At 58.9% G+C, this 24,326-nt stretch carries 24 protein-coding genes; 13 read left to right on the top strand and 11 right to left on the bottom strand.

Annotated features, from left to right (window positions below; translation table 11 throughout):
- Window positions 1–41: 41 nt before the first annotated feature.
- The 4 genes from H8S45_RS05315 to H8S45_RS05300 all read left to right on the top strand — a co-directional run bounded on the left by H8S45_RS05315 (window position 42) and on the right by H8S45_RS05300 (window position 3,292).
- Window positions 42–239, top strand: coding sequence for a helix-turn-helix transcriptional regulator (locus H8S45_RS05315; RefSeq protein ID WP_054326229.1), 198 nt, complete (start codon window positions 42–44; stop codon window positions 237–239).
- Window positions 240–361: 122 nt separating this feature from the next.
- Window positions 362–868, top strand: a complete 507-nt coding sequence (locus H8S45_RS05310; protein ID WP_147573829.1) for a DUF6773 family protein — start codon at window positions 362–364, stop codon at window positions 866–868.
- A 138-nt stretch (window positions 869–1,006) separates the two neighbouring features.
- Complete coding sequence (locus tag H8S45_RS05305) at window positions 1,007–2,374, top strand: citrate/2-methylcitrate synthase (protein WP_054326231.1); 1,368 nt, start codon at window positions 1,007–1,009, stop codon at window positions 2,372–2,374.
- Between the two features lie 57 nt (window positions 2,375–2,431).
- A complete protein-coding gene (locus H8S45_RS05300) occupies window positions 2,432–3,292 on the top strand; it encodes an NAD(P)-dependent oxidoreductase (protein WP_107630621.1) in 861 nt (286 codons plus the stop codon).
- Window positions 3,293–3,381: 89 nt separating this feature from the next.
- On the opposite strand, the gene dnaJ is transcribed toward H8S45_RS05300, so the two are convergent.
- The 4 genes from dnaJ to hrcA all read right to left on the bottom strand — a co-directional run bounded on the left by dnaJ (window position 3,382) and on the right by hrcA (window position 8,322).
- Window positions 3,382–4,530 (bottom strand): molecular chaperone DnaJ, encoded by a 1,149-nt coding sequence (gene dnaJ, locus H8S45_RS05295; protein ID WP_186949767.1) that lies wholly within the window; start codon window positions 4,528–4,530, stop codon window positions 3,382–3,384.
- A 75-nt stretch (window positions 4,531–4,605) separates the two neighbouring features.
- Window positions 4,606–6,453, bottom strand: a complete 1,848-nt coding sequence (dnaK, locus tag H8S45_RS05290) for a molecular chaperone DnaK (protein WP_054326233.1) — start codon at window positions 6,451–6,453, stop codon at window positions 4,606–4,608.
- A 238-nt stretch (window positions 6,454–6,691) separates the two neighbouring features.
- Window positions 6,692–7,237 (bottom strand): nucleotide exchange factor GrpE, encoded by a 546-nt coding sequence (gene grpE, locus H8S45_RS05285; protein WP_054326234.1) that lies wholly within the window; start codon window positions 7,235–7,237, stop codon window positions 6,692–6,694.
- A gap of 38 nt (window positions 7,238–7,275) precedes the next feature.
- A complete protein-coding gene (gene hrcA / locus H8S45_RS05280; protein WP_186949765.1) occupies window positions 7,276–8,322 on the bottom strand; it encodes a heat-inducible transcriptional repressor HrcA in 1,047 nt (348 codons plus the stop codon).
- A gap of 279 nt (window positions 8,323–8,601) precedes the next feature.
- Here hrcA and lepA point away from each other — a divergent pair, with 279 nt between their 5' ends.
- The 4 genes from lepA to H8S45_RS05260 all read left to right on the top strand — a co-directional run bounded on the left by lepA (window position 8,602) and on the right by H8S45_RS05260 (window position 13,320).
- Window positions 8,602–10,413: a translation elongation factor 4 gene (lepA, locus tag H8S45_RS05275; RefSeq protein WP_186949763.1), complete on the top strand. Its 1,812-nt coding sequence runs from the start codon at window positions 8,602–8,604 to the stop codon at window positions 10,411–10,413.
- Window positions 10,410–11,564 (top strand): radical SAM family heme chaperone HemW, encoded by a 1,155-nt coding sequence (gene hemW, locus H8S45_RS05270; RefSeq protein WP_054326237.1) that lies wholly within the window; start codon window positions 10,410–10,412, stop codon window positions 11,562–11,564. Before lepA ends, hemW begins: the two co-directional genes overlap by 4 nt.
- Window positions 11,565–11,591: 27 nt before the next feature.
- Window positions 11,592–11,861 carry an ACT domain-containing protein gene (locus H8S45_RS05265; RefSeq protein ID WP_054326238.1) on the top strand — a complete coding sequence of 90 codons (270 nt, stop codon included), beginning with the start codon at window positions 11,592–11,594 and terminating at the stop codon, window positions 11,859–11,861.
- A gap of 100 nt (window positions 11,862–11,961) precedes the next feature.
- Window positions 11,962–13,320 carry a PFL family protein gene (locus H8S45_RS05260; RefSeq protein WP_107632112.1) on the top strand — a complete coding sequence of 453 codons (1,359 nt, stop codon included), beginning with the start codon at window positions 11,962–11,964 and terminating at the stop codon, window positions 13,318–13,320.
- A 14-nt stretch (window positions 13,321–13,334) separates the two neighbouring features.
- Here H8S45_RS05260 and H8S45_RS05255 read toward each other — a convergent pair whose 3' ends face one another.
- Both H8S45_RS05255 and H8S45_RS05250 read right to left on the bottom strand, forming a co-directional pair.
- Window positions 13,335–13,580 carry a hypothetical protein gene (locus tag H8S45_RS05255; protein ID WP_107630619.1) on the bottom strand — a complete coding sequence of 82 codons (246 nt, stop codon included), beginning with the start codon at window positions 13,578–13,580 and terminating at the stop codon, window positions 13,335–13,337.
- 174 nt (window positions 13,581–13,754) lie between these two features.
- The gene (locus tag H8S45_RS05250) at window positions 13,755–14,090 is read right to left on the bottom strand and encodes an arsenate reductase family protein (protein WP_107630618.1); all 336 of its coding nucleotides are present in this window, start codon (window positions 14,088–14,090) and stop codon (window positions 13,755–13,757) included.
- Between the two features lie 123 nt (window positions 14,091–14,213).
- Between H8S45_RS05250 and H8S45_RS05245 the strand changes: the two genes are divergently transcribed.
- The 5 genes from H8S45_RS05245 (at window position 14,214) to H8S45_RS05225 (ending at window position 19,215) form a co-directional block, all read left to right on the top strand.
- Window positions 14,214–15,038, top strand: coding sequence for a TraX family protein (locus H8S45_RS05245; RefSeq protein ID WP_107630617.1), 825 nt, complete (start codon window positions 14,214–14,216; stop codon window positions 15,036–15,038).
- Window positions 15,039–15,147: 109 nt separating this feature from the next.
- Window positions 15,148–15,822, top strand: a complete 675-nt coding sequence (locus H8S45_RS05240; protein ID WP_054326244.1) for a response regulator transcription factor — start codon at window positions 15,148–15,150, stop codon at window positions 15,820–15,822.
- Entirely contained in the window at window positions 15,819–17,195 is a 1,377-nt protein-coding gene (locus H8S45_RS05235; RefSeq protein ID WP_054326245.1) for a sensor histidine kinase, read from the top strand. The genes H8S45_RS05240 and H8S45_RS05235 overlap by 4 nt, the downstream gene beginning before the upstream one ends.
- Window positions 17,196–17,284: 89 nt before the next feature.
- Window positions 17,285–18,106, top strand: a complete 822-nt coding sequence (locus H8S45_RS05230; protein ID WP_186949761.1) for a PepSY domain-containing protein — start codon at window positions 17,285–17,287, stop codon at window positions 18,104–18,106.
- Between the two features lie 29 nt (window positions 18,107–18,135).
- Window positions 18,136–19,215: a PepSY domain-containing protein gene (locus tag H8S45_RS05225; protein WP_107630615.1), complete on the top strand. Its 1,080-nt coding sequence runs from the start codon at window positions 18,136–18,138 to the stop codon at window positions 19,213–19,215.
- 47 nt (window positions 19,216–19,262) lie between these two features.
- On the opposite strand, the gene H8S45_RS05220 is transcribed toward H8S45_RS05225, so the two are convergent.
- From H8S45_RS05220 to gpr, 5 genes are all read right to left on the bottom strand, one after another.
- Window positions 19,263–20,114 carry a hypothetical protein gene (locus H8S45_RS05220; RefSeq protein ID WP_186949759.1) on the bottom strand — a complete coding sequence of 284 codons (852 nt, stop codon included), beginning with the start codon at window positions 20,112–20,114 and terminating at the stop codon, window positions 19,263–19,265.
- On the bottom strand, window positions 20,107–20,745 hold the full coding sequence (locus H8S45_RS05215) for a Ger(x)C family spore germination protein (RefSeq protein ID WP_186949757.1): 639 nt from the start codon (window positions 20,743–20,745) through the stop codon (window positions 20,107–20,109). The genes H8S45_RS05220 and H8S45_RS05215 overlap by 8 nt, the downstream gene beginning before the upstream one ends.
- Window positions 20,742–22,199, bottom strand: a complete 1,458-nt coding sequence (locus H8S45_RS05210; protein WP_107630614.1) for a spore germination protein — start codon at window positions 22,197–22,199, stop codon at window positions 20,742–20,744. The genes H8S45_RS05215 and H8S45_RS05210 overlap by 4 nt, the downstream gene beginning before the upstream one ends.
- A gap of 46 nt (window positions 22,200–22,245) precedes the next feature.
- A complete protein-coding gene (gene spoIIP, locus H8S45_RS05205; protein WP_186949755.1) occupies window positions 22,246–23,307 on the bottom strand; it encodes a stage II sporulation protein P in 1,062 nt (353 codons plus the stop codon).
- A gap of 76 nt (window positions 23,308–23,383) precedes the next feature.
- Window positions 23,384–24,271 (bottom strand): GPR endopeptidase, encoded by an 888-nt coding sequence (gene gpr, locus H8S45_RS05200; protein WP_054326253.1) that lies wholly within the window; start codon window positions 24,269–24,271, stop codon window positions 23,384–23,386.
- Window positions 24,272–24,326 lie beyond the last annotated feature (55 nt).

The raw sequence follows: 24,326 nt of genomic DNA, 5'->3' as shown, positions 1-24,326 counted from the left end.
AAATATATCGTATAATTAAGAAAGCAAAAGAGGGGTAGCGCATGAAAAATAAAAAACTCAAACTCGCTCGGGTGGAAAAGGATCTGTCTCAGGCAGAACTGGCAGAACTGGTCGGTGTAACGCGACAAACCATTGGTTTGATCGAGGCGGGCGGCTATAACCCGACGCTCAACCTGTGTATTGCCATCTGCAGGGCGCTGGATAAGACGCTCGATCAATTATTTTGGGAGGAAAACTGAGATGGAGCAGAGAAAACAATGGATGATGGGGACTGCTGGACGAGCGCGGCAGGGAAATGGAATGGCTTGGGCGGCTGTGATCGTAAAAGCCGTCTTAAGTTTGTGATACGGAGGTGGAAAAGATGAAGCTGATTCGCAAAGCAAAAGATGAACGGGTGGTTGCGGAGATCAACCGGATCTATAAAGTTGGGTTTTATTTCCTGACGGCTGGTATTTTGGCTGATCTGGTGCTGCAGGCGCTGGGGATAAGCGTACAGAACGAAACGATAGGCGGAGCGGTCAACTTGGTGGAATTTGCTGTCGTGATGCTGGCACAGCTCTTTTGCATAGTACTGATGGCGCGCAAAGGCATGATGGATGACAACGCGTTTGCCGAAGCGGACTGTTATCCGTGGAAGCACTACCTGGTGCAGGGGGCGCTGGGGGGAGTAGCAGCCTCCGTCGTAGTCTGTGTACTCCAATGTGCGACCGGCGCAGTCTGGGTAGGGATGGGGGTGCCGGCTATTCTTCTGGTGTTTGCTGCGCAACTGCTGTTAACGGTGCCGCTGACTACGGTATTGGTGCTGCTGCTTACTTACGCTTCGTTCCGATATGCAAAGCGGCGCCGCGCCGGAACGGAAGAGGAGTGAGCGGTGCTTTATGATGCTGCTATAGTAAAAATTCACAGAATTTTCACACTCTGTTACCGAAATGTCGTTGCAGGCTTGCGATTTTCCATATACAATATATACATCGGGTAGTATGTATTGGAAAGGGGAGGACACAAGATGACGGCAGACCACAACATTTTAGAGGTGACACCGCGCGTGGAGGCGCTGGCGGAGATATGCCGGACAAACAGCCGGATCGATCCCGCGCTGTACAAGCAATATGACGTGAAGCGCGGCCTGCGCGACTTGAGCGGGAAGGGCGTACTGGCAGGGCTGACCAATATTTCGGACATCATATCGCAAAAAGAGGTCAATGGAGAAACGGTACCCTGCGAAGGGGAACTGTACTACCGGGGCATCAACATAAATGATCTGGTGCAGGGCTTCATGAAGGAGGGGCGCAAAGGCTACGAGGAGGTCGCCTACCTGCTGTTGTTCGGCAAGCTGCCGGACGCGGGCCAGCTTGCCGACTTCAAGGGTCTGCTTGCCCAGGGACGCACGCTGCCGACCAATTTCACACGCGATGTTATCATGAAAGCGCCGCCGCATGATATGATGAACAGCCTGTCGCGCAGCGTGCTGACGCTGGCTTCCTACGACAATTATGCGGATGATATCAGCCTGCCGAACGTGCTGCGCCAATGCCTGATGCTGGTTTCCGTGTTTCCGATGCTCGCGGTATATTCCTATCACGCCTATAATCACTATGAGTGCGGCGGTAGTATGTACATCCATTACCCCTCGGACAGCCTTTCCACGGCATCCAATTTCTTGCGCATGCTGCGTCCGGACATGCAGTACACGCCGCTGGAAGCGAGTGTGCTGGATCTGGCGCTTGTGCTGCATATGGAGCACGGCGGCGGTAATAATTCGTCCTTTACCACGCATGTGGTCACCTCTTCGGGAACGGATACCTATTCGGCGATCGCGGCGGCGCTCGGCTCGCTGAAAGGGCCTAAGCATGGCGGCGCCAATTATAAGGTTGTGCAGATGTTCGAGGACCTCAAGCGCAACGTTTCCGATGCCCATGACGACGAGCAGGTGGCCGATTATCTGGATAAGCTGCTGCGGCGCGAGGTGTTTGACCGCAAGGGGCTGATTTATGGCCTGGGGCATGCCGTGTATTCGATCTCCGACCCGCGCGCGCAGGTGTTCAAGTCGTTCGTCGGGCAGTTGGCCAAGGAAAAGGGCAGGGATGAGGATTTCGCCCTCTATTCCACGGTTGCGCGGCTGGCACCCAAGGTTATTGCAAAAGAGCGGCAGATTTACAAAGGCGTTTCCGCCAATGTGGATTTTTATTCCGGCTTTGTGTATTCCATGCTGGGGCTTCCGCCAGAGCTTTACACGCCTGTATTTGCCATGGCGCGTATCGTCGGCTGGAGCGCGCACCGGCTGGAGGAGCTGATTAATACGGACAAGATTATCCGGCCTGCCTACCGCTGTGTACAACCGGAAATCGGATATACCCCCCTTGGGGAACGGTAAGAAAAAGCGCGGATTCCGGTCCGCGCTTTAGACACATATACGCAAGGAGGAAAAATGATGAAAACAGTTGGGTTTATTGGCGTGGGCGTGATGGGGCGCTCCATGGTGCGCAACCTGCTGGGTGCAGGTTACGAGGTCGCGGTTTATTCGCGCACCAAGGCAAAGCTTACGGATTTCCTTGCCGAAAATGAAGTGCGCTGGTGCGACAGCGTTGCGGAATGCGCGAAAGGGCGCGATGCGGTTATTACGATGGTAGGCTATCCGAAGGATGTGGAGCAGGTCTATTTCGGCGGGGAGGGCATTCTGGCGGCGGCGAAGGCCGGCGCCTATCTGATCGATATGACCACGACCGATCCGAAGCTTGCGGTTCGGATTTCCCAGGAGGGGAAGCAGCGCGGGCTGCGCGTGCTGGATGCGCCGGTTTCCGGCGGCGACACAGGGGCGAAAAACGGCACGCTGTCCATCATGGTTGGTGGGGCGGAAGCGGATTACAAGGCGTGCCTGCCGCTGTTTGAAGCGATGGGAAAGCAGGTCGTTTATGAAGGTCCGGCCGGCGCGGGACAGCATACCAAGATGGCCAACCAGATTGCGATTTCGGGGACGATCGCCGGCGTGTGCGAAGCGCTCGCCTATGCAGAACACGCGGGGCTGGAGCCGGATAAGCTGCTCGCCAGCATTTCCAAGGGGGCGGCCGGCTCGTGGCAGATGGAGAACCTGATGCCAAAGATGGTAAAAGAGGATTATGCGCCGGGGTTTTTCCTCAAGCATTTTATCAAGGATATGAAGATTGCCCAATCGCAGGGCGGACCCGCGCTGCCGGTGTTGGAGCGCGTCTGCGCCATGTACGGCGATCTGGAAGCGGAAGGCATGGGTGACCTTGGCACACAGGCATTGATCCGGCATTACCGCGAAAGCTGAAAAAAGAGGGCCGCTCCTGCGGCCCTCTTTTCCGTTTCCCGCGCGGGGTACGGAAACCTGACCCGACCAGAACAACCTGCGCTGGTCGGTTATTTTTCGCTGAACGCGTCCTTTACCTTATCCCAGAAGCCCTTGCGCTTGCTCTGATTTTCATCGGTCGCGGATTCTTCAAATTCGCGCAGCAGCTTTTTCTGCTTTTCGGACAGATTTTTCGGCACTTCGATATTTACGCGGACATACTGATCGCCGCGGCCACGGCCGCTGACGTTCTGGATACCCTTGCCTTTCATACGGAACACGGTGCCGGTCTGCGTCCCTTCCGGCACCTTATATTCCACGCGCCCGTCGATCGTCGGCACCTGAAGCGTGTCGCCCAGCGCCGCCTGCGCGAACGAAATCGGGATCTCGACGTACACATCCTGCCCCTCGCGGGTAAAGATGGGATGCGGCCGGATGGACACGGTCACAAACAGGTCGCCCGCCGGCCCGCCGTTCACACCCGCGTTGCCCTGTCCGCGCTGCTGGATGGACTGTCCCTCGTCGATACCGGCAGGGATGTTTACCTTGAACTTGCGCGTTTTGCGCACGCGGCCTGCGCCGCCACACTTGGCGCAGGGCTTTTTGATGATCTTGCCGGTGCCGCGGCAGTTGGGACACGCGGTTTGCGTTTGGAACACACCGAGCGGGGTGCGCTGCGTCTGGGTCACAGAGCCCGTGCCGCGGCAGTTCGGGCAGGTTTCAGCGCTGGTACCCTTGGCCGCGCCCGTGCCGCCGCATTCGTCACAGGACTCGATGCGGTTTACCGAGATCTCCTTCTCGCAGCCGAACGCAGCCTCCTCGAACGAGAGGATGACCGTCTGCCGGATGGATTCGCCGCGCTGCGGCGCATTGCGGCTCTGTGAGCGACCACCGCCAAAGCCGCCGCCGAAGAACGAGCCGAACAAGTCGCCGAGGTCGCCCATATCGAACCCGCCGAAGCCGCTCGCTCCCGCGCTGCCTCCGTAGCTCGGGTCCACGCCCGCGAAGCCGAACTGGTCATACTTGGCGCGTTTATCCGCGTCGGAAAGGACCTCATAGGCCTCGTTGACCTCTTTGAATTTGTCGGCCGCATCGGGATTGTCTTTGTTCAGATCAGGGTGGTACTTGCGGGCCAGGCGGCGGTAAGCCTTTTTCAGCTCGTCCTCACTCGCGCCTTTTTGCACGCCCAGTACCTCGTAATAATCTCTTTTGTCAGCCATTATGCTCCCTCAAATAACGGAAAATGACATGCCGCAGGGCGGAACGGAGACCGTCCCGCCCCACGCGGCATGGAATTACTTGTTCTTATCGTCGTCGTCCTTGACCTCGGTGAAGTCCGCGTCGACGAAATCGCCCTGCGGGCCGGACTGTGCGCCCGGCTGGCCGCCCATGTTCGGGTCACCCTGCGGCGCCTGCTGCTGGTAGATCTTACCCGCCAGATCGCTGAACCTCTTGGACAGGCCATCGGTCGCCATCTTAATCATCTCGGTGTCGGTACCCTTGAGCGCCTCCTTAACCTTGTCGATCTCGGCCTGTACGCCGGCCTTTTCATCGGCGGACAGCTTATCGCCCAGGTCGGTCAGCGCTTTCTCGGACTGGAAGACAAGCTGCTCGGCGTTGTTGCGCACCTCGACCGCTTCCTTGTTCTTCTTATCCTGTTCCGCGTACTGCTCAGCCTCGTGCATGGCCTTGTCGATCTCGTCCTGCGAGAGATTGGTGGACGCGGTAATGGTGATCTTCTGCTCCTTGCCTGTACCCAAGTCCTTGGCGGATACGTTTACGATGCCGTTCGCGTCGATATCAAAGGTAACCTCGATCTGCGGCACACCGCGCGGCGCCGGGGCGATACCGTCCAGCGTGAAGCGGCCGAGCGTCTTGTTGCCCGCAGCCATCTCGCGCTCGCCCTGCAGGACGTGGATTTCAACCGACGGCTGATTGTCGGCTGCGGTGGAGAAGATCTGGCTCTTCTTGGTGGGAATGGTGGTGTTGCGGTCAATCAGCTTGGTGCATACGCCGCCCAGCGTCTCAATGCCGAGGGACAGCGGGGTGACGTCGAGCAGCAGTACGTCCTTGACCTCGCCGCCAAGCACGCCGCCCTGGATGGACGCGCCAATCGCGACGCATTCGTCCGGATTGATGCCCTTGAAGCCGTCCTTGCCGGTGATGCCCTTAACAGCCTCCTGCACGGCGGGAATGCGGGTCGAGCCGCCCACCAGCAATACCTTGGACAGGTCGGAGGCGGACAGGCCGGCATCGCTCATCGCCTGCCGTACCGGACCCATGGTGCGCTCGACCAGGTCGGCGGTCAGCTCGTTGAACTTCGCGCGGGTCAGCGTCAGCTCGAGGTGCTTCGGGCCGGTCGCGTCCGCGGTGATATACGGCTGGTTGATCGAGGTCTGCGCCATGCCGGACAACTCGATCTTAGCCTTTTCCGCCGCCTCCTTCAGGCGCTGCATGGCCATCCTGTCGGCGGACAGGTCGATGCCGTTGGATTTCTTGAACTCCGCGACCATCCAGTCGATGATGCGCTGGTCGAAGTCGTCGCCGCCGAGATGGGTGTCGCCCGCGGTGGACAGCACTTCGAGCACGCCCTCGCCGATGTCGAGGATGGAAACGTCGAACGTGCCGCCGCCGAGGTCGTAGACCATGATCTTCTGCTCGGCTTCCTTATCCACACCGTAAGCCAGCGCAGCCGCGGTCGGCTCGTTGATGATGCGCAGAACCTCAAGACCCGCGATCTTGCCCGCGTCCTTGGTCGCCTGGCGCTGGGAGTCGGAGAAGTACGCCGGCACGGTGATGACCGCCTGGGTCACCGGCTGACCGAGGTAGGCTTCCGCGTCCGCCTTGAGCTTTTGCAGGATCATTGCGGAGATCTCCTGCGGGGAATAGGGCTTGCCATCAATGTTGACGCGGTAGTCCGAGCCCATGTGGCGCTTGATGGAAATAATCGTGCGGTCTGCGTTGGTCACAGCCTGGCGCTTGGCCACCTGGCCCACCATACGCTCGCCGTCCTTGGAGAACGCGACTACCGACGGAGTCGTGCGCGCGCCTTCCGCGTTGGGGATGACGACAGCCTCGCCGCCTTCCATAACGGATACGCAGGAATTTGTTGTACCAAGGTCGATACCAATGATTTTGCCCATGTTGATAGCACTCCTTTATATGATTCGATATTGTTTTCTCTGTATCAGGGATGCGCGGTGACGCGCGCGTTTATCAGGAACTTTCCGCAAGCGGAAAGTTCCATAAAATCCGAGAGCATGTATCTCGGATTTTATTCCTCGATTCAGCCGCCTTGGACGGCGGCATTCGGATGTCGAAAGCAAGTTTCAAAGGAAATTGCTTTCGTATAGGGGACTTTTGAAGTCCCCTATAGGGTTTTCAGTTTGCAACCTTTACCATCGCGTGCCGGATCACCTTGTCGCCTATCTGGAAGCCCTGCTGGAATACCTCGGCGATCACGCTTTCTCCCAGCGCTTCATCTTCGACATGCATCACGGCGTTGTGGAAATTCGGGTCGAACGTGGTGCCGGCCGAAGCCTCGATCACGGTGACGTTCAGGCCTTTCAGGCTGTCGGTCAGTTGGGTCATGGTCAGTTCCACGCCCTTTTTGTATTCCGCATCCGCGGTCTCGGCCTTGAGCGCACGCTCAAGGTTGTCATAGGTGGGGAGAAGCGCGGTCACCGCGCGGCTGACCGCGTCCGTATACGCCTGCTCGCGCTCACGCTGGCTGCGCTTGCGGAAGTTGTCGTATTCCGCCGCCATGCGGAGATAGCGGTCATTCAGCTCCTCGTATTTTGCTTTCCAGTTTTCGGCGGGCGCAGCCTGTTCCTCCTGTGCGGCGGCCTTTGCCGTTTCATCCTCGGACGGGGTTTCCGGCGCCTTCTGCTCGGCTTCGGCCGGATCGGACTGCTTTTTCTTGCTCATATTGTTTTCATGCCTCCATTTGCTGAAAATCCCGATGTTCAGGGATTTCCGTCTTTCTCGTCTAAAAAGGTCTCGGCAATCAACTGATTCAGCCCCTTGGCGAAGCGGCTGAGTTGCGCGGACAGCTTGGCGTAATCCATGCGGGTCGGCCCCACGATGCCGATCGCGCCCTGACCGATTTTGCCGATATCGTATTTTGCATAAATCGCGGATGTATCGCTAAGCGGGTTCTCCCCGTTTTCCGGCCCGATGAAGAACTGGATTCCCTCAATCTTACGGGTCGTAGGCAACAGGTGCCGGCTGTCATCCTCCATATAGTCAAGCAGCGCCTGCGCTTTGTGCAGGTCCTTGTATTCCGGAAAGCGCAGCAGCTTGTTGGTCCCGTCCAGAAAGACCTTCTGATCCCCCAGCTCTTCGATCAGTTCGGCGACATATTCGGCCACGGGGGCCAAAAGGGCGGTCAATCCCGCGGCCCTGCGCACGATATCGAAACGCTCGGCCGTGATGTGGCTGAGCGGCAGGCCGGTCAGCGTCTGGTTGAGGACATAGGTGAGAAGCTCGGCCTCGTCCTTGGTGACGTCGGTCATGGTCCGCACCATTTTATTTTTGACCGAGCCGGAGTCGGTTACAACCACGATGACAAAATTCATTTTGTCAATGGCGATGATCTCGAACTGGCGGATGGATGCCTGGGTCATGGCGGGGGTGATCGCGACGGAAGCGTAATTGGTCAGGCTGGAAATCAGCTTGCCCGCCTCGCGTATCAAATGGTCGAGCTCGCGCACCTTGGTCTGCAGGATGCTCTGCAGCGGCGCGGCGTCGTCCGGCGTTTCAGCCGGTTGCTCCATCAGCTCGTCAACATAAAGACGGTAGCCCTGCGGCGAAGGAATGCGGCCGGCGGAGGTGTGCGGCTTTTCCAGAAAACCCATTTCCTCCAGCTCGCTCATCTCGTTGCGGATGGTGGCGGAGGAAAACGGAAGCGCATGCCCCTCGGTCAGTGCCTTGGAGCCGACTGGCTCGGCTGTGCGGATATAATCGCCGATGATGGCCTTGAGGATCTGCTTTTTTCGTTCCGAAAGCTCCACCTGAGCGGACTCCTTTCCTGTGTGAAAACGGGTTAGCACTCCGCCTATCTGAGTGCTAAAACTAATTTACCACCGCGTAGCGGCAAAGTCAAGTCTCGTTTATGAATATTTTGTTAAATGATAGGAAACGGGCTGTCACAGCCGGATAGGGACTGCTAATGTGCTGGAAAGAGCAGGGGAGCGGGCGGCCCGCTTGTGCAAAAGTATGCTTGTGGGGCGGCGTAAAACGTGGTATAATATTTCCATATTGCTATTAAGGAAAGGTAAGGAGCTTTCGGTGTGAAAAATCGCGGGCAAATACGGAATTTTTCCATCATCGCGCATATCGACCACGGCAAGTCGACGCTGGCGGACCGCCTGCTCGAACAGTGCAAGGCCGTGTCCCAGCGTGAGATGGAGGAACAACTGCTTGACAATATGGATCTGGAGCGCGAGCGCGGCATCACGATCAAGGCGCGCGCGGTGCGCATGGAATACGAGGCCGACGACGGCCAGACCTATGAGATGAACCTGATCGACACGCCCGGGCATGTGGACTTCAATTATGAGGTTTCTCGTTCGCTCGCCGCGTGCGAGGGCGCGCTGCTGGTGGTGGATGCGGCACAGGGGATCGAGGCGCAGACGCTGGGCAACACCTACCTCGCTATTGACGCGGGGCTGGAGGTTGTACCGGTCATCAACAAGATCGACCTGCCCGCGGCGGACGCGCCGCGCGTCAAGCAGGAGATCGAGGACATCATCGGTATCCCAGCCGAGGATAGTCCGGAGATCTCGGCCAAAATGAATATCAACATCCACGCGGTACTCGAACGCATCGTGTCCGACATCCCCGCACCGCAGGGCGACGCAGACGCGCCGCTGCGCGCGCTTATCTTTGACAGCCAGTACGACCCCTATAAGGGCGTTATTGTTTATATGAGGCTGATGGACGGCAGCATCCGGCCGGGCATGAGGGTGAAAATGATGGCCACGGGTGCGGAGTTCCAGGTACTCGAATGCGGCTATATGCTGCCGCTCGGCCTGTCGCCCCAGCGGGAGCTGTGCGCGGGCGAGGTCGGCTACTTTACCGCGTCTATCAAGACCGTGTCCGATACCCGTGTGGGCGACACGGTCACCGAGGCGGGACGGCCGACCGCGGAGCCGCTGCCCGGCTACCGTCCGGCGCAGCCCATGGTGTTCTGCGGCATCTATACCGAGGACGGCTCCAAATACCCCGACCTGCGCGACGCGCTGGAAAAGCTCCAACTCAACGATGCGGCGCTGTCGTTCGAGCCGGAAAGCTCGGTCGCGCTGGGCTTCGGCTTCCGCTGTGGTTTCCTCGGCATGCTGCATATGGAGGTCATCCAGGAGCGGCTTGAACGCGAGTTCGACCTCGACCTGGTCACCACGCTGCCCTCGGTCGTGTATGAGATCGTGCGGACCGACGGCGCGGTTGTCCATTGCGACAACCCGCACGACTACCCCGACCCCGGCCTGATCGACGAGGCGCGCGAGCCGTTCGTCAAGGCCACCATTATGACCCCGCAAGAATTTGTCGGCAATATCATGCCCATGTGCCAGGAGCGCCGCGGCGTGTTCAAGGATATGCAGTATCTTGACTCCAACCTGGTCGAACTGCACTACGAAATGCCGATCAATGAAATCATCTACGACTTTTTCGACGCGCTTAAGGCGCGCACCAAAGGCTACGCTTCGCTTGACTATGAGCTGCTCGACTACCGGCCGAGCGACCTGGTAAAGGTGGACATGCTGCTCAACGGCGACCAGGTGGACGCGCTTTCCTTTATTGTCCACCGCGAGAAGGCCTACGGCCGCGCGCGCCGCATCTGTGAAAAGCTCAAGGAGAATATCCCGCGCCAGCTGTTCGAGGTGCCTATCCAGGCCGCGATCGGTGGCAAGGTGATTGCGCGCGAAACGGTCAAGGCGATGCGTAAGGATGTACTCGCCAAGTGCTACGGCGGCGATATCACCCGCAAGAAGAAGCTGCTGGAAAAGCAGAAGGAAGGTAAAAAGAAGATGCGTTCGCTCGGTACGGTGCAGATCCCGACCGAGGCGTTCATGGCGGTGCTCAAGCTGGACGAGGAATCATGAGTAAATTTAGTTATCGAAACAAGCCGCTCGGCCTGTACCTGCATATCCCGTTCTGCGTGCAGAAATGCGGCTACTGTGATTTTTACTCCGTGCCGGACAAGGAACTGATGAAAGACTATGTTTCGGCGCTGCTGACCCATATCCGCTCCTACGGCGCGCTGTGCAGCGGCTACACGGTGGATACGGTCTATATTGGCGGCGGCACGCCGACATGCCTGGGGCCGAAATACCTCGGCCGCATCCTGCAGGAGGTGCGGAACAAGTTTCCCCTTGCGGATGACGCGGAGATCACGGTCGAGTGCAATCCGGAAAGCACGGATAAAAAAATGCTGGAAATGATGAAAAAGCAGGGCGTGAACCGGCTGTCGTTCGGTGTGCAGTCCGCACATGACGACGAACTGAAGGCCATCGGCCGCCTCCATACGTTCCAGCAGGCGAAGGATGCGGTTGACCTGGCGCGGGAGAAAGGTTTTTCCAATATCAGTCTGGACCTGATGTACGGCCTGCCCGGGCAGACGCAGGAGCGGTTTCTCGACTCGGTGGAGCAGTGCCTTGCGCTCGGTCCGAAGCATCTGTCCTGCTACGGGCTGAAGCTCGAACCGGCCACGCCGATGGGGCGCGAAAACCCGACTCTGCCCGATGACGACGCGCAGGCGGACACCTATCTCGCCATGTGCGAGCTGCTCCGCAAGGACGGCTTTGAGCATTATGAAATATCCAACTTCGCCCGTCCGGGCTTTCGGTCGCGCCACAATCAGAAATACTGGGACCTGTCCGAGTATCTGGGGCTGGGGCCGGGCGCGCATTCGTTTATGAACGGGCGCCGGTTCGAGTTCGCGCGCGACATCAAGGCCTACATAAGCGGCGAGGATATCCTGCGGGACGAGGACGAGGTGCCGACGTTCCAGCGGCAGGGCGAATACCTGATGGTACGCCTGCGTACCTCGGACGGGGTGGACTTCCTCGATTTGGAGAAACGGTATAACATCGACTCCACACCCTATGAGGAAGCGTTCCGCGGCCTGATGGGAAACGAGCTGGTCGCCCATCAGGGTACGCGCTGGTACCTGACCGAAAAGGGGTTCCTGGTATCCAACAGTATTATCAACACCATTGTCGCGGCTGGCCAGCCGGACATGGGGGAACAATAATCAATTAATTTTTTGGAGGAATAAAACATGCGCGCAGTTATCACGGTGGTCGGTAAGGACCGCACGGGCATTATCGCTAAGATATCCGACACGCTGTACAGGCATCGGGTGAATATTGTCGATATTTCGCAGAATGTTATGGAGGATATGTTCGCCATGGTCATGCTGGTGAATATCGATCAGTGTACGGTGGATTTCACCGCGCTGGCCGACCTGCTCGATCAGGACGGAGAAACGCTTGGCATGAAGATCCATACCATGCATGAGGATATCTTCGACGCGATGCACAAAATATAAAAAACGACATTTTCCGCCAAACGGCGCTGCGCGCGGGAAGAGTGCGTGCGGAAGAAAAAATATCCTGTTATGGGTAAATACGGGGACTATTATTATGTCAATGATCAACACAAAAGATATACTGGAAACCATCAAGATGATAGAGGAGGAGCACCTCGACATCCGCACGATCACGATGGGCATTTCGCTGCGCGACCTGGCCAGCAGCGACATCCATGTGCTGGCGGACAAGGTGTATGACAAAATCACCCGCCGCGCGGAAAAGCTGGTCGCGACCGGCGAGCAGATCGAGCGCGAGCTGGGTATCCCGATCATCAACAAGCGTATTTCGGTCACCCCGATCGCGATGATCGGCGCAGTGACGGATGCGGACAGCTATGTGCCGCTGGCCAGGGCGCTCGACCGCGCTGCGTCGGCTACCGGCGTCAACTTTGTCGGCGGTTTTTCCGCGCTGGTGCAGAAAGGTTTTGCCAAGGGCGACGAGATCCTCATCAATTCCATACCCGAGGCGCTGGCTGAGACCAGTCTGGTCTGCTCGTCGGTCAACGTGGCCTCGACCAAGGCGGGCGTCAATCTGGACGCCATTGCGCTGATGGGGCGTATCATCAAGCAGACCGCCGAGCTGACAAAGGACAACGAATCCATGGGTTGCTCTAAGCTGGTCGTATTCGCCAACGCGGTGGACGACAACCCGTTCATGGCGGGTGCGTTCCATGGCATCGGCGAGCCGGAAACCGTTATCAATGTCGGCGTATCCGGCCCGGGCGTGGTGCAGTCGGCTATCCGACGCGCGGGCGACTGCCCGATTAACGAGGTGGCTGAAGTCATTAAAAAGACCGCGTTCAAGATTACCCGCATGGGCCAGCTTGTCGGCGCGCTGGCGAGCCAGCGTTTAGGCGTGCCGTTCGGCATTGTAGACCTGTCGCTCGCGCCGACGCCGGCAATCGGTGACTCGGTCGCGCGCATCCTCGAAGAGGTCGGCCTGGAGGTCTGCGGCTGCTGCGGTACGACTGCTATCCTGGCGATGCTCAACGACGCGGTCAAAAAGGGCGGCGTGATGGCGTCGTCCAGCGTCGGCGGGCTGTCGGGCGCGTTTATTCCGGTGTCCGAGGACGAGGGCATGATCGCCGCCGCGCAGGCGGGCGCACTCACGCTTGAGAAGCTCGAAGCCATGACTGCGGTCTGCTCGGTCGGCATCGACATGGTCGCCGTACCCGGCGACACGACCGCCGAGGTCATTTCCGGCCTGATCGCGGATGAAATTGCCATCGGCGTTGTCAACTCCAAGACGACCGCCGTGCGCGTCATTCCGGCCATTGGCAAAAAGGTGGGGGATATGGTGGAGTTCGGCGGCCTGCTGGGCAGCGCGCCCATCATGCCGATCGCCACCGGCTCGCCCGCGAGGTTCATCCACCGCGGCGGCCGCATTCCGGCGCCCATCCAGAGCTTGAAAAACTAAAACGAAACGCCGCATCAGGCCGATGCGGCGTTTTCCTTTGCGCGTTCGAGCAGAAAACGGCCCGCGGCGCTTAGATCCGTGCTGTGCTGCTTTAAGAAGCAGCCGGTGCGGGATACCGCCGCGAGAAACGTGTGGTTGTCCGCCGCGGGATCGGCCGGATAATGCACAAGCAGGTCGCAGAGGAATAAATCGATTAGTAGATCATCGGTCAACTGGTGCAGTTCTTCTTCCAGCTCTGCGATAGTCGGTTTGTGGAACATAGGAATACCGCCTTTCTTATATGTGTGTAAACACATGAATTATAGCATATAAAATGCGCTTTTTATAAAAATGACGCATAGGTGACGCAGTTTTTTTATAAAAAGACAACTAGAATTCCTTGCAGTTGTAAATCTTGTATCGTTAATAAGTATCGGGGATAGAGGACAGAAGGCTTACTCCCACGATGCCCAGACCTCGGGCTGGTATCCCACCGTCGCCTGCCGACCATTGCGCACGACCGGCGTTTTCATCAGCGTCCCGTCCTCGAGCAGCTTTTCTTTTTTGTCCTCGTCATACGCGAGATAGGCGAGGGCGGCATAGCCCCTGCTTTTTTCGTCGAGCAGCGTATCCAGCCCGCCGACCGCCTTCAAAACGCTGTCCAGCTCGCCGCGGGACATGCCTTTCTGCGCCAGATCGATCATTTGGAATTTAATGCCGCGCTCCTTGAACCACCGCTGGGCTTTTTTGGTGTCAAAGCATTTGTTCTTGCCGAAAATCTGAATATTCATTTCGCCGCTCTCCTTTTTGTCTGCTATTATAACAAAAGCAGCCGGATAAAACAAGGGTTGACAAAACAATTGCATTATTGTATTATTTATACAGAACAATAACACGATAGAAAGGGAATCAACATGGAACAATCCGTATCACTGGAGCGGCGGCGGGGGCTGGACGGCTTCCAGCTCAAGCTCATGGCGCTTGTCATTATGACGATCGACCATATCCACTATTTCGGCTCGGCCTTAACCGATATGCCGCTGATTTTGACGCTAATCGGCCGTATTGCCGCGCCGGTTTTTGTGTTTTTCGTGGCCGAGGGCTTTGCCCATACGCACAGCCGATGGAAGTATCTGCTGCGTTTGTACATAGGCGGCGTGCTGATGTATATTATAAATACCATAGTGAATATCTATTTCCCGCTGCCGGGCGGGATGATTGTGATGAACGGCATTTTTACGACTATGGCGGTTATCGTCATTTACCTTTGGTGGATCGAGAACACGCGCAAGGCCCTGCGCGGACGCAGGTACGGCCTCGCGGCGCTGTACATACTGGCGATGGCAGCGCTTCTGCTTTCTATTGTGCCGGTGCAGATGCTTTTGCCGGTGTCGCCGCTGGCAGTGCAACTGGCAACCATTTTCGTACCCAGTCCGATCTGGTGCGAGGGCAGCATACTGATTGTGATGATCGGCATAGGCTTTTATTATTGCCGGAATAACAAACGGGCGCTTGCGATTTTCTATACGGTGTTCCTGGGGATCGTACTCGCCCTGCAATGCCTGGCTGCTTTTGACTGGGAGGTCGTTGCTTCGGTTTTCTTCATGTGGCTGGCGCTGCCGTTCCTCCTGCAGTATAACGGAAAGCGGGGGCGGGGCATGAAGTACCTTTTCTACCTCTATTATCCGGCGCATGTATATATTTTTGCAATAGCGGCCTCGCTGCTGGGGCGGCTGTAGCAAGGGGAGCGGGATGCGGAAGCATCCTGCTTTTTTGTGGGGCGGAGGCTTGAAAAAAGGAAGAAATATACTATAATAGATTCAGCCGAAACGATAAGGAGGGGCGGCAATGCGTATTTTAGTTGCGGAGGACGAGCGCGACCTGAACCGGCTGATCTGTCAAACGCTGGAGCGCGCCGGCTACAGCGTGGATACCTGCTATGACGGCGAGGCCGCGCTGGACAACCTGCTGGGTGCGGAATATGACTGCCTGCTGCTGGATATCATGATGCCGAAAAAGGACGGGCATGCCGTGCTGCGTGCGGTGCGTGCGCAGGGGAGTACGGTGCCGGTCATTTTCCTGACCGCGCGGGACAGTGTGCAGGACCGGATCGAGGGGCTGGACCTTGGCGCGGACGACTATCTGGTCAAGCCGTTTGATTTTGACGAGCTGCTCGCCCGAATCCGCGCGGCAACGCGGAAATACAGCGTGCAGAAAACCAGCGTGCTGACGCTGGCCGACCTGACGGTGGATACCAGCAGCCGCACGGTCACGCGCGGCGGGAAGGAGATCCGGCTGTCTGCCAAGGAATATGCAATCCTGCAATACCTGATGCAGCATAAGGGGACGGTCATTTCGCGCGCCCGCCTGGAGGACCATATATGGAATTATGACTATGCGGGCGGCTCGAACGTGGTGGACGTCTATATCACCTATCTGCGCAAGAAGATCGACGGAGGGTTTGATAAAAAGCTCCTCCATACGGTCCGCGGCGCGGGCTGGATATTAAAGGAGGAGCCGTGAAGCATCTTTCCGTCAAGCAGAAGCTCACGCTGTGGATCACGCTGCTCATGCTGCTGCTCAGCACGCTGGTACTGGGGTTCATGGTGGCGGTCAGCAGCTCGGTGGTGACAGAGAACGCTTACGACCAACTGACAAGCGCGGTGCAGAACAACCTGTCCGGCATTTCGCGGGAGAACGGTAGCCTAAAATTCAGCGAAGGGTTTTCCTTTACCAACAACGGCGTTTATACCGTCATATACAGTGACAGCGGCGCGCTGCTCGCGGGGCAGCTCCCGTTGGCTTTTCCAGAGGGGACGGCGTTGGAAAACGGTGCCATCCGACCGGTGCAGGGGGTGGACGACAGCTATTATGCGCTTGACCTGTGGCTTCCGTTCGGATGGCAGGATGGCGTCTGGGTGCGCGGTATCTTGCCCGCGCCCGATATTGCTGATGTACTGGACGACCTGGTCGGCATCGCGCTGCTGCTCCTGCCGCTGATGGTCGTGGTGAGCGGGCTGGGGGCGTATCTGCTCGCGCGCTCGACCTTCCGGCCAATCGGGCGCATCATCCAAGCGGCGGAGGCGATCGGCGAGGGGCGCGACTTGTCGCGCCGCATTGGGCTGCCGCCCGGGCGAGATGAGATCAGCCGTCTGGGACAGGCGTTCGACAATATGTTCGCCCGCTTGGAGGCTTCCTTTGAATCCGAGAAGCAGTTTACCTCGGATGCCTCGCATGAACTGCGCACGCCGACTGCGGTCATCCTCGCTCAGTGCGACTATGCCCGCAAGCACGCGGAGGACCCCGCGCAGTACGCGCAGGCGATCGAGGTGATCGAACGGCAGGCCGGCAAAATGTCCGTGCTGATCAGCCAGCTTCTGCAGATGACCCGCCTGGAGCAGGGGACGCAGCGCGCCTGCTTTGAGCAGGCGGATCTGAGCAGCCTGGTGGAAGTCGTTTGCACGGAGCAGCCCGAGTTTCCCAAGGATATTACCCTGCAGGCTGATATCCAGCCGGAGGTCGAAGCCTGCTTCGATGTCACGCTGATCAGCCGTCTGCTGCAAAACCTGATCGATAATGCCGCGCGGTACGGTAAGCAGGGCGGCCATATCTGGGTCACGCTGCGCAGGGAAAGGAAGGATATTCTGCTCGCTGTGCGGGACGATGGCATCGGTATCGCTCAGGAACAGCAGGAGAAGATATGGCAGCGGTTTTACCAGGTGGACGCTTCGCGCGGTAGCGAAGGGGGAACCGGACTGGGGTTGACCATGGTGCGCCAGATCGCCGCCCTGCACAGCGGAACGGTCACGGTGGAAAGCGCATCCGGACAGGGGAGCTGCTTTACTCTCCGATTTCCTGCGGAGAGCCGTCCGGAAGCGGACGGAACGTCCAGCTGAAAAATTTTCAGAAAAATTCACTTTTTTAATGTTCTTTTAATGTTGGGCTGGTATGCTGTATATGAACTTAAACGAAAGGTGTGAGCAGGATGAAAAAACAGCTTGCCATTATGACTGCCTCGCTGGTGCTGGCCGCAACTTTGGCCGGCTGTGCGCAGCCCGCGCAAAGAAGCGCCGCTCATATGAACTATATCGGCGCGGACGCGGCGAAAAACATGGCGGCAGCGGACGCGCAGGTCGATACCGCGAACGCGAGCTTTTCCGGCGCCAACCTGGGCGAAAAGAACGGGCTTTCCTATTATCAGGTTGACTTTACCGCAAATGGCAGGGAGTACCACTATGCGATTGACGCGATGACGGGTACGGTCATTGAATCGAGCAGCGCGGCTTCGGCGCAGCAGACCACGGGTACGGGCCAGCAGGCCGCAACGGCAGGTCAGCAGGCCGCTGCCGCGGGGCAGGTGGATGAAAACCAAGCCAAGCAGATTGCGCTCGACCACGCCGGCGTCGCGGAAAGCGATACGTCGTTTTTGTGGGTAAAGCCGGATTATGAGGATGGCGTCGCGGTCTATGAGGTGGAATTCTACGTTGCGTCAACCAATACCGAGTATGACTATGAGATCGAAGCCGCAACCGGAAGCATCCGCAGCTACGATTACGACGCGGAAAACTACCGGCCGGGGCAGCAGGGCGTGACCGGAGAGACGAAAAGCGAGCAAGAGATTCGCGACATCGCGCTGGCCAAGGTGCCGGGGGCGACGGAAAAGGATATCCGCCTGAAGCTGGACCATGATGACGGCCGCCTGCTTTATGAAGGCAAGATCGTGTACCAGGGGATGGAATATGAATTTGAAATCGACGCTTACAGCGGCGCTATCCAGGAATGGGATGCGGAGTCGATTTTTGATTAAACCAACAAAAATAAAAGGAGGACAATACAATGAAAAAACTGATCTGCACGATGACGCTTGCCGCGCTGCTCTGCGGTGCTGCCAGCGCAGCAAACGGCTCTTACACAGTGTCTGCGGAGCTGAGTCCGGATATCACGGTCAAAATCGACGGTGTGGAGCGCATATTCTATAACGCGCAGGGCAAAGAGATCCACCCGATCAGCTATGCAGGCACCACCTATGTGCCGATCCGTTCGATCGGCGAACTGATGGACAAAAATGTAAACTGGGATGAAGCGACCAGCACGGCGACGATCGGCGGCACGCGCGTCACACCGGATGCCACCGGCACGCCGGATCGGAATGCGAGGGAGCAGGAGATATCTCTGCGCATGGAGCCGGGCTATACCATTGTGATCGATGGGGTTAAGCGCACATTCTATGATGTGAATGGCAAACAGGTCGATCCCGCGCTGTATAATGGTTCTATCTATCTGCCCATCCGCGCGATTGGCGAGATCATGGGGAAAACGGTTTCCTGGAATGAAGCAACGGAAACGGTATTCCTTTCCGGCGGTTCGGCGGATGGCAGCGTGACGGATTTTGATACCTCTAACCCCACAAAGCCGACCAACCCCGTAAATCCCACGCAGCCTACCGGCTCGGTAACGCTGGAGCAGGCCAAACAGACCGCGCTTGACCATGCGGGCAAAACGGCATCGCAGGTCACCTTTGTCAAGGCCTATCAGGATTTTGACGATGGCCGCTGGGTTTACGATGTCGAATTCATCGTCCGGTCCGGCAGCGGTTATCTGGAATACGATTATGAGATCGATGCCTCGACCGGCAAGATTATCAGCTATGACTATGATGCGGAGGGCTATCAGCCTTCCGGCAGCGGGAATTCCAGCGCAGGCGTATCAATCAGCGAGTCCACCGCCAAGCAGACCGCGCTGAACCGTGTACCCGGCGCGAGCGCATCCAATATCTACAAGTTCAAGCTGGATTTTGACGATGGCCGCTGGGAGTACGAGGGAACGATCATTTACAACCAGATGGAGTACGAGTTTACGATCGATGCGAACACCGGCTCGATTGTCGAATGGGATGTGGAATCCATCTACGATTAAGGAGCGGTAAAAGGCAGGGAGACGTATCAGTCTCCCTGCCTTTTTATCTATTGCTGCCGGTGCGCCGGGCGGTCGGCCTCTTGGCCGAGCCGGAGGACGCCGTAAGAGTGCGTGACCGGCAGAAGTAGCACACAGGCCAGAGCCGCGCAGCGTCCCAGCTCGCATAGCAGCAGGGGAACGGCGAAAAACACCTCGCCATGCCGTGCAAAATCGCCGATCGCGGCCAAGCCGGCCGCGGAAAAATTGGGGTAGGGCAGCAGCGCGGCGGTATGCGGGCCGAGCAGCAGGAGGGCGCGCAGGGAAAGCAGCGCGAGCAGCGTGCCGCCTGCGCTCAGTCCGCGGGAGGCAGCACCGGCCAGCCCGTCCGGAAGCGCAAGAGAAAGCGCTAGCGCTGCAGGCAGCAGGGCACGGAGGATTGCGCCGGCCTGCCCGAGCAGCGGGGCGGCGGGCGCCTCCCAATAGCTGATACGAAGCTCGCCGAGCGTGAGGATGCCAGACAGCGCCAGCACCGCGCCCGCAGCCCACGCCACCGGCAGCGCCCACATGGCGCACCGGTTCAAACCGGTCGTGGCGGTCAGGAGCGTACACACGGTCAGAAGCAGAATAAGGCTCCAAAGCGGGCGGGCCGGAAACACGGTGTTCCGCAGGAAAAGCCCCATGCGCGCGAGGGACTGGGTCAGCGGCCAGAGCGCGAACAGCGCGAGCGCCCACTGCAATATACGATACCGGCGCCAAAATGGCGCGATGCGCGCCCCGCCGGCACAGAGCAGTGCGCAGACCAGGCTGGCTAACGCGGCGGCATACATGGTCTGGCCATCGACCGGCAGATAAAGAAGTTCGCTGAGCGGCAGCAGCGCGAACAGCGCCGCGCCCCAGCGGGGAAACAGCCGCTCACGCATCTGCGCCGCCTCCGATCTCGCCGCCATCCAGGAAGCAGGAAAGGCGCTCCTCAGAAAAAACCGCCGTGCCTGCGGGGGCGGTCTGGCCGAATTCATCCAGATACAGCGCGGGTAGGATCGCGGTGCCGTTGGCGTGCAGCACCTCGGTGGCGCGGTAAAGCGGCATGTCGGGTAGTGTGCCGGAGCGCGCGGCCTGGTCCAGCATTTCGCTGAGAGCGTAGACCTCGTCGTCGTTTTCCAGCAGCACATCCGCCGCGCCGCCGCGAACGACTGCAACGCGCAGGGAAAGGCGGACGTTGTTGTCCTCGCAAAGATAGTCCGCCAAAGGCAGGATGCTTTCCGAGGCCACGTCTTCTGAAATCAGAAGCACCTGCGCATGGCTGAGATACAGCTCGCCCGGCAGAATGTTGCGGAGATTGCGCACCAGTTCAGGCAGGTCGTGGCCGGTAACGGAAAGATAGGCGGGCGCCGCGGTGTCGTCCAGGCTGTCCTGCCGGACGACCTCGGCGGTGAGGCGGTAGCCCGCGTCGATCCGGTCGAGCGCCAGAGCCGATACGGGCGATACCTCGCGCGAACAGCCGCACAGCAGCAGCAAAAGCAAGGGAAAAAGCAAGTTTCGAACGGTTTTCAAGGATTGTCCCCCTTTGCAGATTTTCGGCTTCGTTTGACCGGAAAACGATCATACCGCATAAAGAACCAGGGGGAGCGGAGCCAGGCGTCCTCCTGTTCGGAACGGATACGTGGGACCAGATTGAGCAGATACGGGATGGAGCAGGAGTGCATGCGGCAGAGCCAGGCAAGAATGAGCGCAAGCGCAAGCCCCACGCCGTACAGGCCGTAGGCGGCCGCCGCGGCCAACAGGGCAAAGCGTAGCCAGAGCGCAGCGGCCTGCAGCTTGGGGACCATCAATCCGGTCACGCCCGCGATAGCGACGACAATGACGGTGGGGGCGGCGGCGAAACGGGCGGATACGGCGGCTTGTCCGAGTACGAGACCGCCGACGATGCTCATGGTCTGCCCCATGGCGCCGGGGGTGCGCGCGCCGGCCTCCTTGAGCGCTTCCAGCACCAGCAACAGCAGCAGGGTCTCCCAGCCGATCGGCAACGGCACGCCGCGCTGCGCGGCCGAAACCGCGAACAGCAGGCGGGCGGGTACCAGCTCCCGATGGTACAGCATCAGCGCGACATAGACCGCGGGAAAGGCGATCGTAAAGAAAAAACCCAGGACGCGCAGTACCCGTGAGAGGTTGGCCTGTAGAAAGCTGATATAGTAGTCGTCATTGGACTGAAAGCATTCCTGAAACAGGAACGGTGCGGTCAGTACCACAGGGCTGCCATCCACCACGAGCGCGCAGCGCCCTTCCAGCAGGCGGGCGGCCACGACATCCGGCCGCTCGGTCGTACCCAGCGTCGGGAAAGGAGACCAGCGGTGGTCCCGAATGCGCTCGGCCAGGTAGTTGGCATCCAGCACGCTGTCGATATCAAGCTCTTCCAGCTTGCGGCGCAGGTGCGCGACCAGCTTTTGCTCGCACACGCCGGACAGATAGCAGAGACAGACGACCGTATTGGTGCGCCTGCCCGCGCGCAGGAAGGTGAATTTCAGGCGCTTATCGTTCAGCCGGCGGCGGATCAGCGCAAGGTTGGGCATGAAGCACTCGGTAAAGCCCTCGCGCGGGCCGGAAAGCACCCGCTCGTTTTCCGGCTCGGAGGCGGACCGGACGGAAAAACCCTTGGTATTGACCACGACTGGCCGCGCGTCCCCCTCGGTGAACACGACCGAGTCGCCATAGAGGAAGGAGGCGAACAGTTTGCTGGCGTCGGTCTCCACGCGGCTGTCGTTTATTTGGAGGATGGTTTGGGAAAGCTCGTCGGCGGAGACGCGCTTGCAGTCCGAGCAAACGATCGGACGGATCACGCTCTGGTTGATGGCGATGGAGTTGACCATGCCGTCGAAGAAGAACACAGCGCAGGAAAGCCCCTTGTGACCTACGGCACGCCGGACCACAAAGGTATTATCTCCCTGGAAAATCGCCTGCATCAGGCGGATGTTGGTTTCAAGATCGGTGGAAAACGTTATTTTATCCATAGCTTCACCCCTTTGCCAGGGGTATTTTGCACCAAACCGCGAAAGCTTATGCACCGGTGAGGTCCTCGGCCAGCGTTTTGCCAAACAGGCGGATCGCCGCAAGCGCTTCGGGCATCGTATTGCCGGAGGAGCCGACCTCGACCAGCATCGAGCCCGGCCGCGCATGCTGGTTAAAGCGCTGGGTGCGCAGGTTGACCGGCCGCATCAGGCCGGGATAGGTGCGGTTGAGCTTATATTGTAAGCTGGCGACGTAATTGAGATTGTCGCGCCAGTCCGGATGGTTCAGGCCGCCGTCGTCCGTGCCGACAACGAACATCAACTGCGCCATTTCCTCTCCGTCGATCGTACAGGAGGTCTTATAGGCGCGTCCATCGTCTGTCAGAATGGAATCGCGGTGTACGTCGATCACGATCTGGATAGAAGGGTATTCGGTCAGCGCCTCCTCTATCGCGGCGAGGGAGCGGTCATAAGAGCCGGAATAGGCGGGGGAATCAAAAATATCGCGGATATGCACCGCCTGTACGCCGTTGGCCTCCAGAACCTTTTGCAGCTCGTCGCCGACGCGTACAACGTTGTATTTGGTATCGGTTGTGCGCTCGGTTTCGGTTGGCGTGTAGGGGAAAGCTGCGTCGGGCGTGTAGCTTTCGCTGCCATGGGTATGTACGATCAACACCTGCGGGCCTTCCCCATTGTCACGGATCGAGGTGTTGGCCGCGAGACAGGAGGAGACATCCACCTCATAAGAGGTTTCGTTGTTGATCGTTACGGTGGCCGCTTTATCGGCCGCGTGAAGGACGGGCGCGTCGTTTTCCTCCTCCAGCGGGATGTAGGCGCTTTCCGCAATCGGGTCCGATGCCTGTTCGTCGCGTGCCGCAGCCGCGGTGCGCGGGGCGAATACCTCGGTGGTTTCCGGAAAAAAGCCAAGCTCGAGGGAAACGGCGCGGGCGATGAAGCCTGTGTTGCCGGCCAAGCGGTCGAGTGCCTGCTGCGCCAACTCCTCGCCGCCCGCGCGGGCGAACATCAGGAGCGATACGGCCAGACACAGGGCGACAGCGGCGGAAAGCTGTATGCCGCCCCGCCGCTGGTGTTTGTGTCTGCGTCTTCTCATATTCGCCACCTCCCTAAGTCTTGTCTCTATCATACGCGCGGCAACGTGCGAGTATGACCGAATCGTGACGATTGTTTCAGGACAGATACAGGTCGATATCCGAAACGGTGAGATGCGGGTGCAGAGCCATGTTGACCGCGTAGCCGATCATACGGGAGATATCCGCGACCTCGCGGTCGATATCGCGCGTGGTAATCATCACGGGACGGGAAAGGTCTTCCAGCGCTTCGCAGGTCGGCCCGCCGAGCTGCCCCGCGATCTCGTGCGCGAGCGTCGCGCCATCTACGACGGTTGGCACACCGATGGCGATGACTGGCACGCCGAGCGTCTGTTCGTTCAGCGCGGCGCGCGCGTTGCCCACGCCCGCTCCCGGCGTGATGCCGGTGTCCGCAAGCTGAACCGTGCGCAGCAGGCGTGAGAGGCGTCCGGCCGCTAGCGCGTCGATAGCGAGCACGGCCGAGGGGCGGATACGGTCGAGTACGCCGCAAACCACCTCGCCCGTCTCAACGCCGGTTTGTCCCAGGACACCGGGCGCCAGCGCGGAAACCGGACGCCAGGAAGAAAACACATCGGGTACCTGTTCGACCAGATGTCGTGTGGCGATCACATGGTCGGCCGCCTGCGGGCCGATCGCGTCCGGCGTGATCATGCGGTTGCCGAGTCCGGCGACCAGAACGGGGCCGTCCGGAGCTTGGGAGGGAAGCAGCTCGCGCAGCAGCGTACTCAGTGCGCGGCAGGCGCGGGGGAATGCGTCCTCCTCACGGCGGATCAGCGCGTCTAACTCCAGCGTCAGGTACCGGCCGCGCGGCTTGCCGATCTCCCGTGCCGCATGATCGGTGCGGATCTCTACCTCATTGACGGAAAAGCCCTCCAGCGTACGTTCGGTTTGCCTGACCTGCTGGTGATCAGCGGCCTGATCCATGTTTTCGATCGCCTCGACCGCAAGGTCTGTGCGAAAAGACATGTCGCTCCCTCCTTTTTTTGTAGTTTGCGAGAGGCGGCCGGTTTTATACAGGGCG

Origin of the sequence: Agathobaculum faecis, from assembly GCF_014287995.1 — a bacterium.
Classification (GTDB): Bacteria; Bacillota; Clostridia; order Oscillospirales; family Butyricicoccaceae; genus Agathobaculum; species Agathobaculum ammoniilyticum.
The sequence above is the reverse complement of the archived record's forward strand: the minus strand, read 5'-3'. Positions and strand labels throughout refer to the sequence as shown.

Excerpts from the sequence above, each read along its gene's own strand:
- dnaJ (WP_186949767.1), bottom strand. The coding sequence starts at position 4,530 with ATGGCTGACAAAAGAGATTATTACGAGGTACTGGGCGTGCAAAAAGGC.
- H8S45_RS05265 (WP_054326238.1), top strand. The coding sequence starts at position 11,592 with ATGCGCGCAGTTATCACGGTGGTCGGTAAGGACCGCACGGGCATTATC.
- H8S45_RS05225 (WP_107630615.1), top strand. The coding sequence starts at position 18,136 with ATGAAAAAACTGATCTGCACGATGACGCTTGCCGCGCTGCTCTGCGGT.
- H8S45_RS05220 (WP_186949759.1), bottom strand. The coding sequence starts at position 20,114 with ATGCGTGAGCGGCTGTTTCCCCGCTGGGGCGCGGCGCTGTTCGCGCTG.
- H8S45_RS05305 (WP_054326231.1), top strand. The coding sequence starts at position 1,007 with ATGACGGCAGACCACAACATTTTAGAGGTGACACCGCGCGTGGAGGCG.
- H8S45_RS05210 (WP_107630614.1), bottom strand. The coding sequence starts at position 22,199 with ATGGATAAAATAACGTTTTCCACCGATCTTGAAACCAACATCCGCCTG.
- spoIIP (WP_186949755.1), bottom strand. The coding sequence starts at position 23,307 with ATGAGAAGACGCAGACACAAACACCAGCGGCGGGGCGGCATACAGCTT.
- H8S45_RS05315 (WP_054326229.1), top strand. The coding sequence starts at position 42 with ATGAAAAATAAAAAACTCAAACTCGCTCGGGTGGAAAAGGATCTGTCT.
- H8S45_RS05260 (WP_107632112.1), top strand. The coding sequence starts at position 11,962 with ATGATCAACACAAAAGATATACTGGAAACCATCAAGATGATAGAGGAG.
- gpr (WP_054326253.1), bottom strand. The coding sequence starts at position 24,271 with ATGTCTTTTCGCACAGACCTTGCGGTCGAGGCGATCGAAAACATGGAT.
- H8S45_RS05300 (WP_107630621.1), top strand. The coding sequence starts at position 2,432 with ATGAAAACAGTTGGGTTTATTGGCGTGGGCGTGATGGGGCGCTCCATG.
- H8S45_RS05230 (WP_186949761.1), top strand. The coding sequence starts at position 17,285 with ATGAAAAAACAGCTTGCCATTATGACTGCCTCGCTGGTGCTGGCCGCA.
- H8S45_RS05250 (WP_107630618.1), bottom strand. The coding sequence starts at position 14,090 with ATGAATATTCAGATTTTCGGCAAGAACAAATGCTTTGACACCAAAAAA.
- H8S45_RS05240 (WP_054326244.1), top strand. The coding sequence starts at position 15,148 with ATGCGTATTTTAGTTGCGGAGGACGAGCGCGACCTGAACCGGCTGATC.
- H8S45_RS05310 (WP_147573829.1), top strand. The coding sequence starts at position 362 with ATGAAGCTGATTCGCAAAGCAAAAGATGAACGGGTGGTTGCGGAGATC.
- H8S45_RS05245 (WP_107630617.1), top strand. The coding sequence starts at position 14,214 with ATGGAACAATCCGTATCACTGGAGCGGCGGCGGGGGCTGGACGGCTTC.
- H8S45_RS05255 (WP_107630619.1), bottom strand. The coding sequence starts at position 13,580 with ATGTTCCACAAACCGACTATCGCAGAGCTGGAAGAAGAACTGCACCAG.
- hemW (WP_054326237.1), top strand. The coding sequence starts at position 10,410 with ATGAGTAAATTTAGTTATCGAAACAAGCCGCTCGGCCTGTACCTGCAT.
- grpE (WP_054326234.1), bottom strand. The coding sequence starts at position 7,237 with ATGAGCAAGAAAAAGCAGTCCGATCCGGCCGAAGCCGAGCAGAAGGCG.
- dnaK (WP_054326233.1), bottom strand. The coding sequence starts at position 6,453 with ATGGGCAAAATCATTGGTATCGACCTTGGTACAACAAATTCCTGCGTA.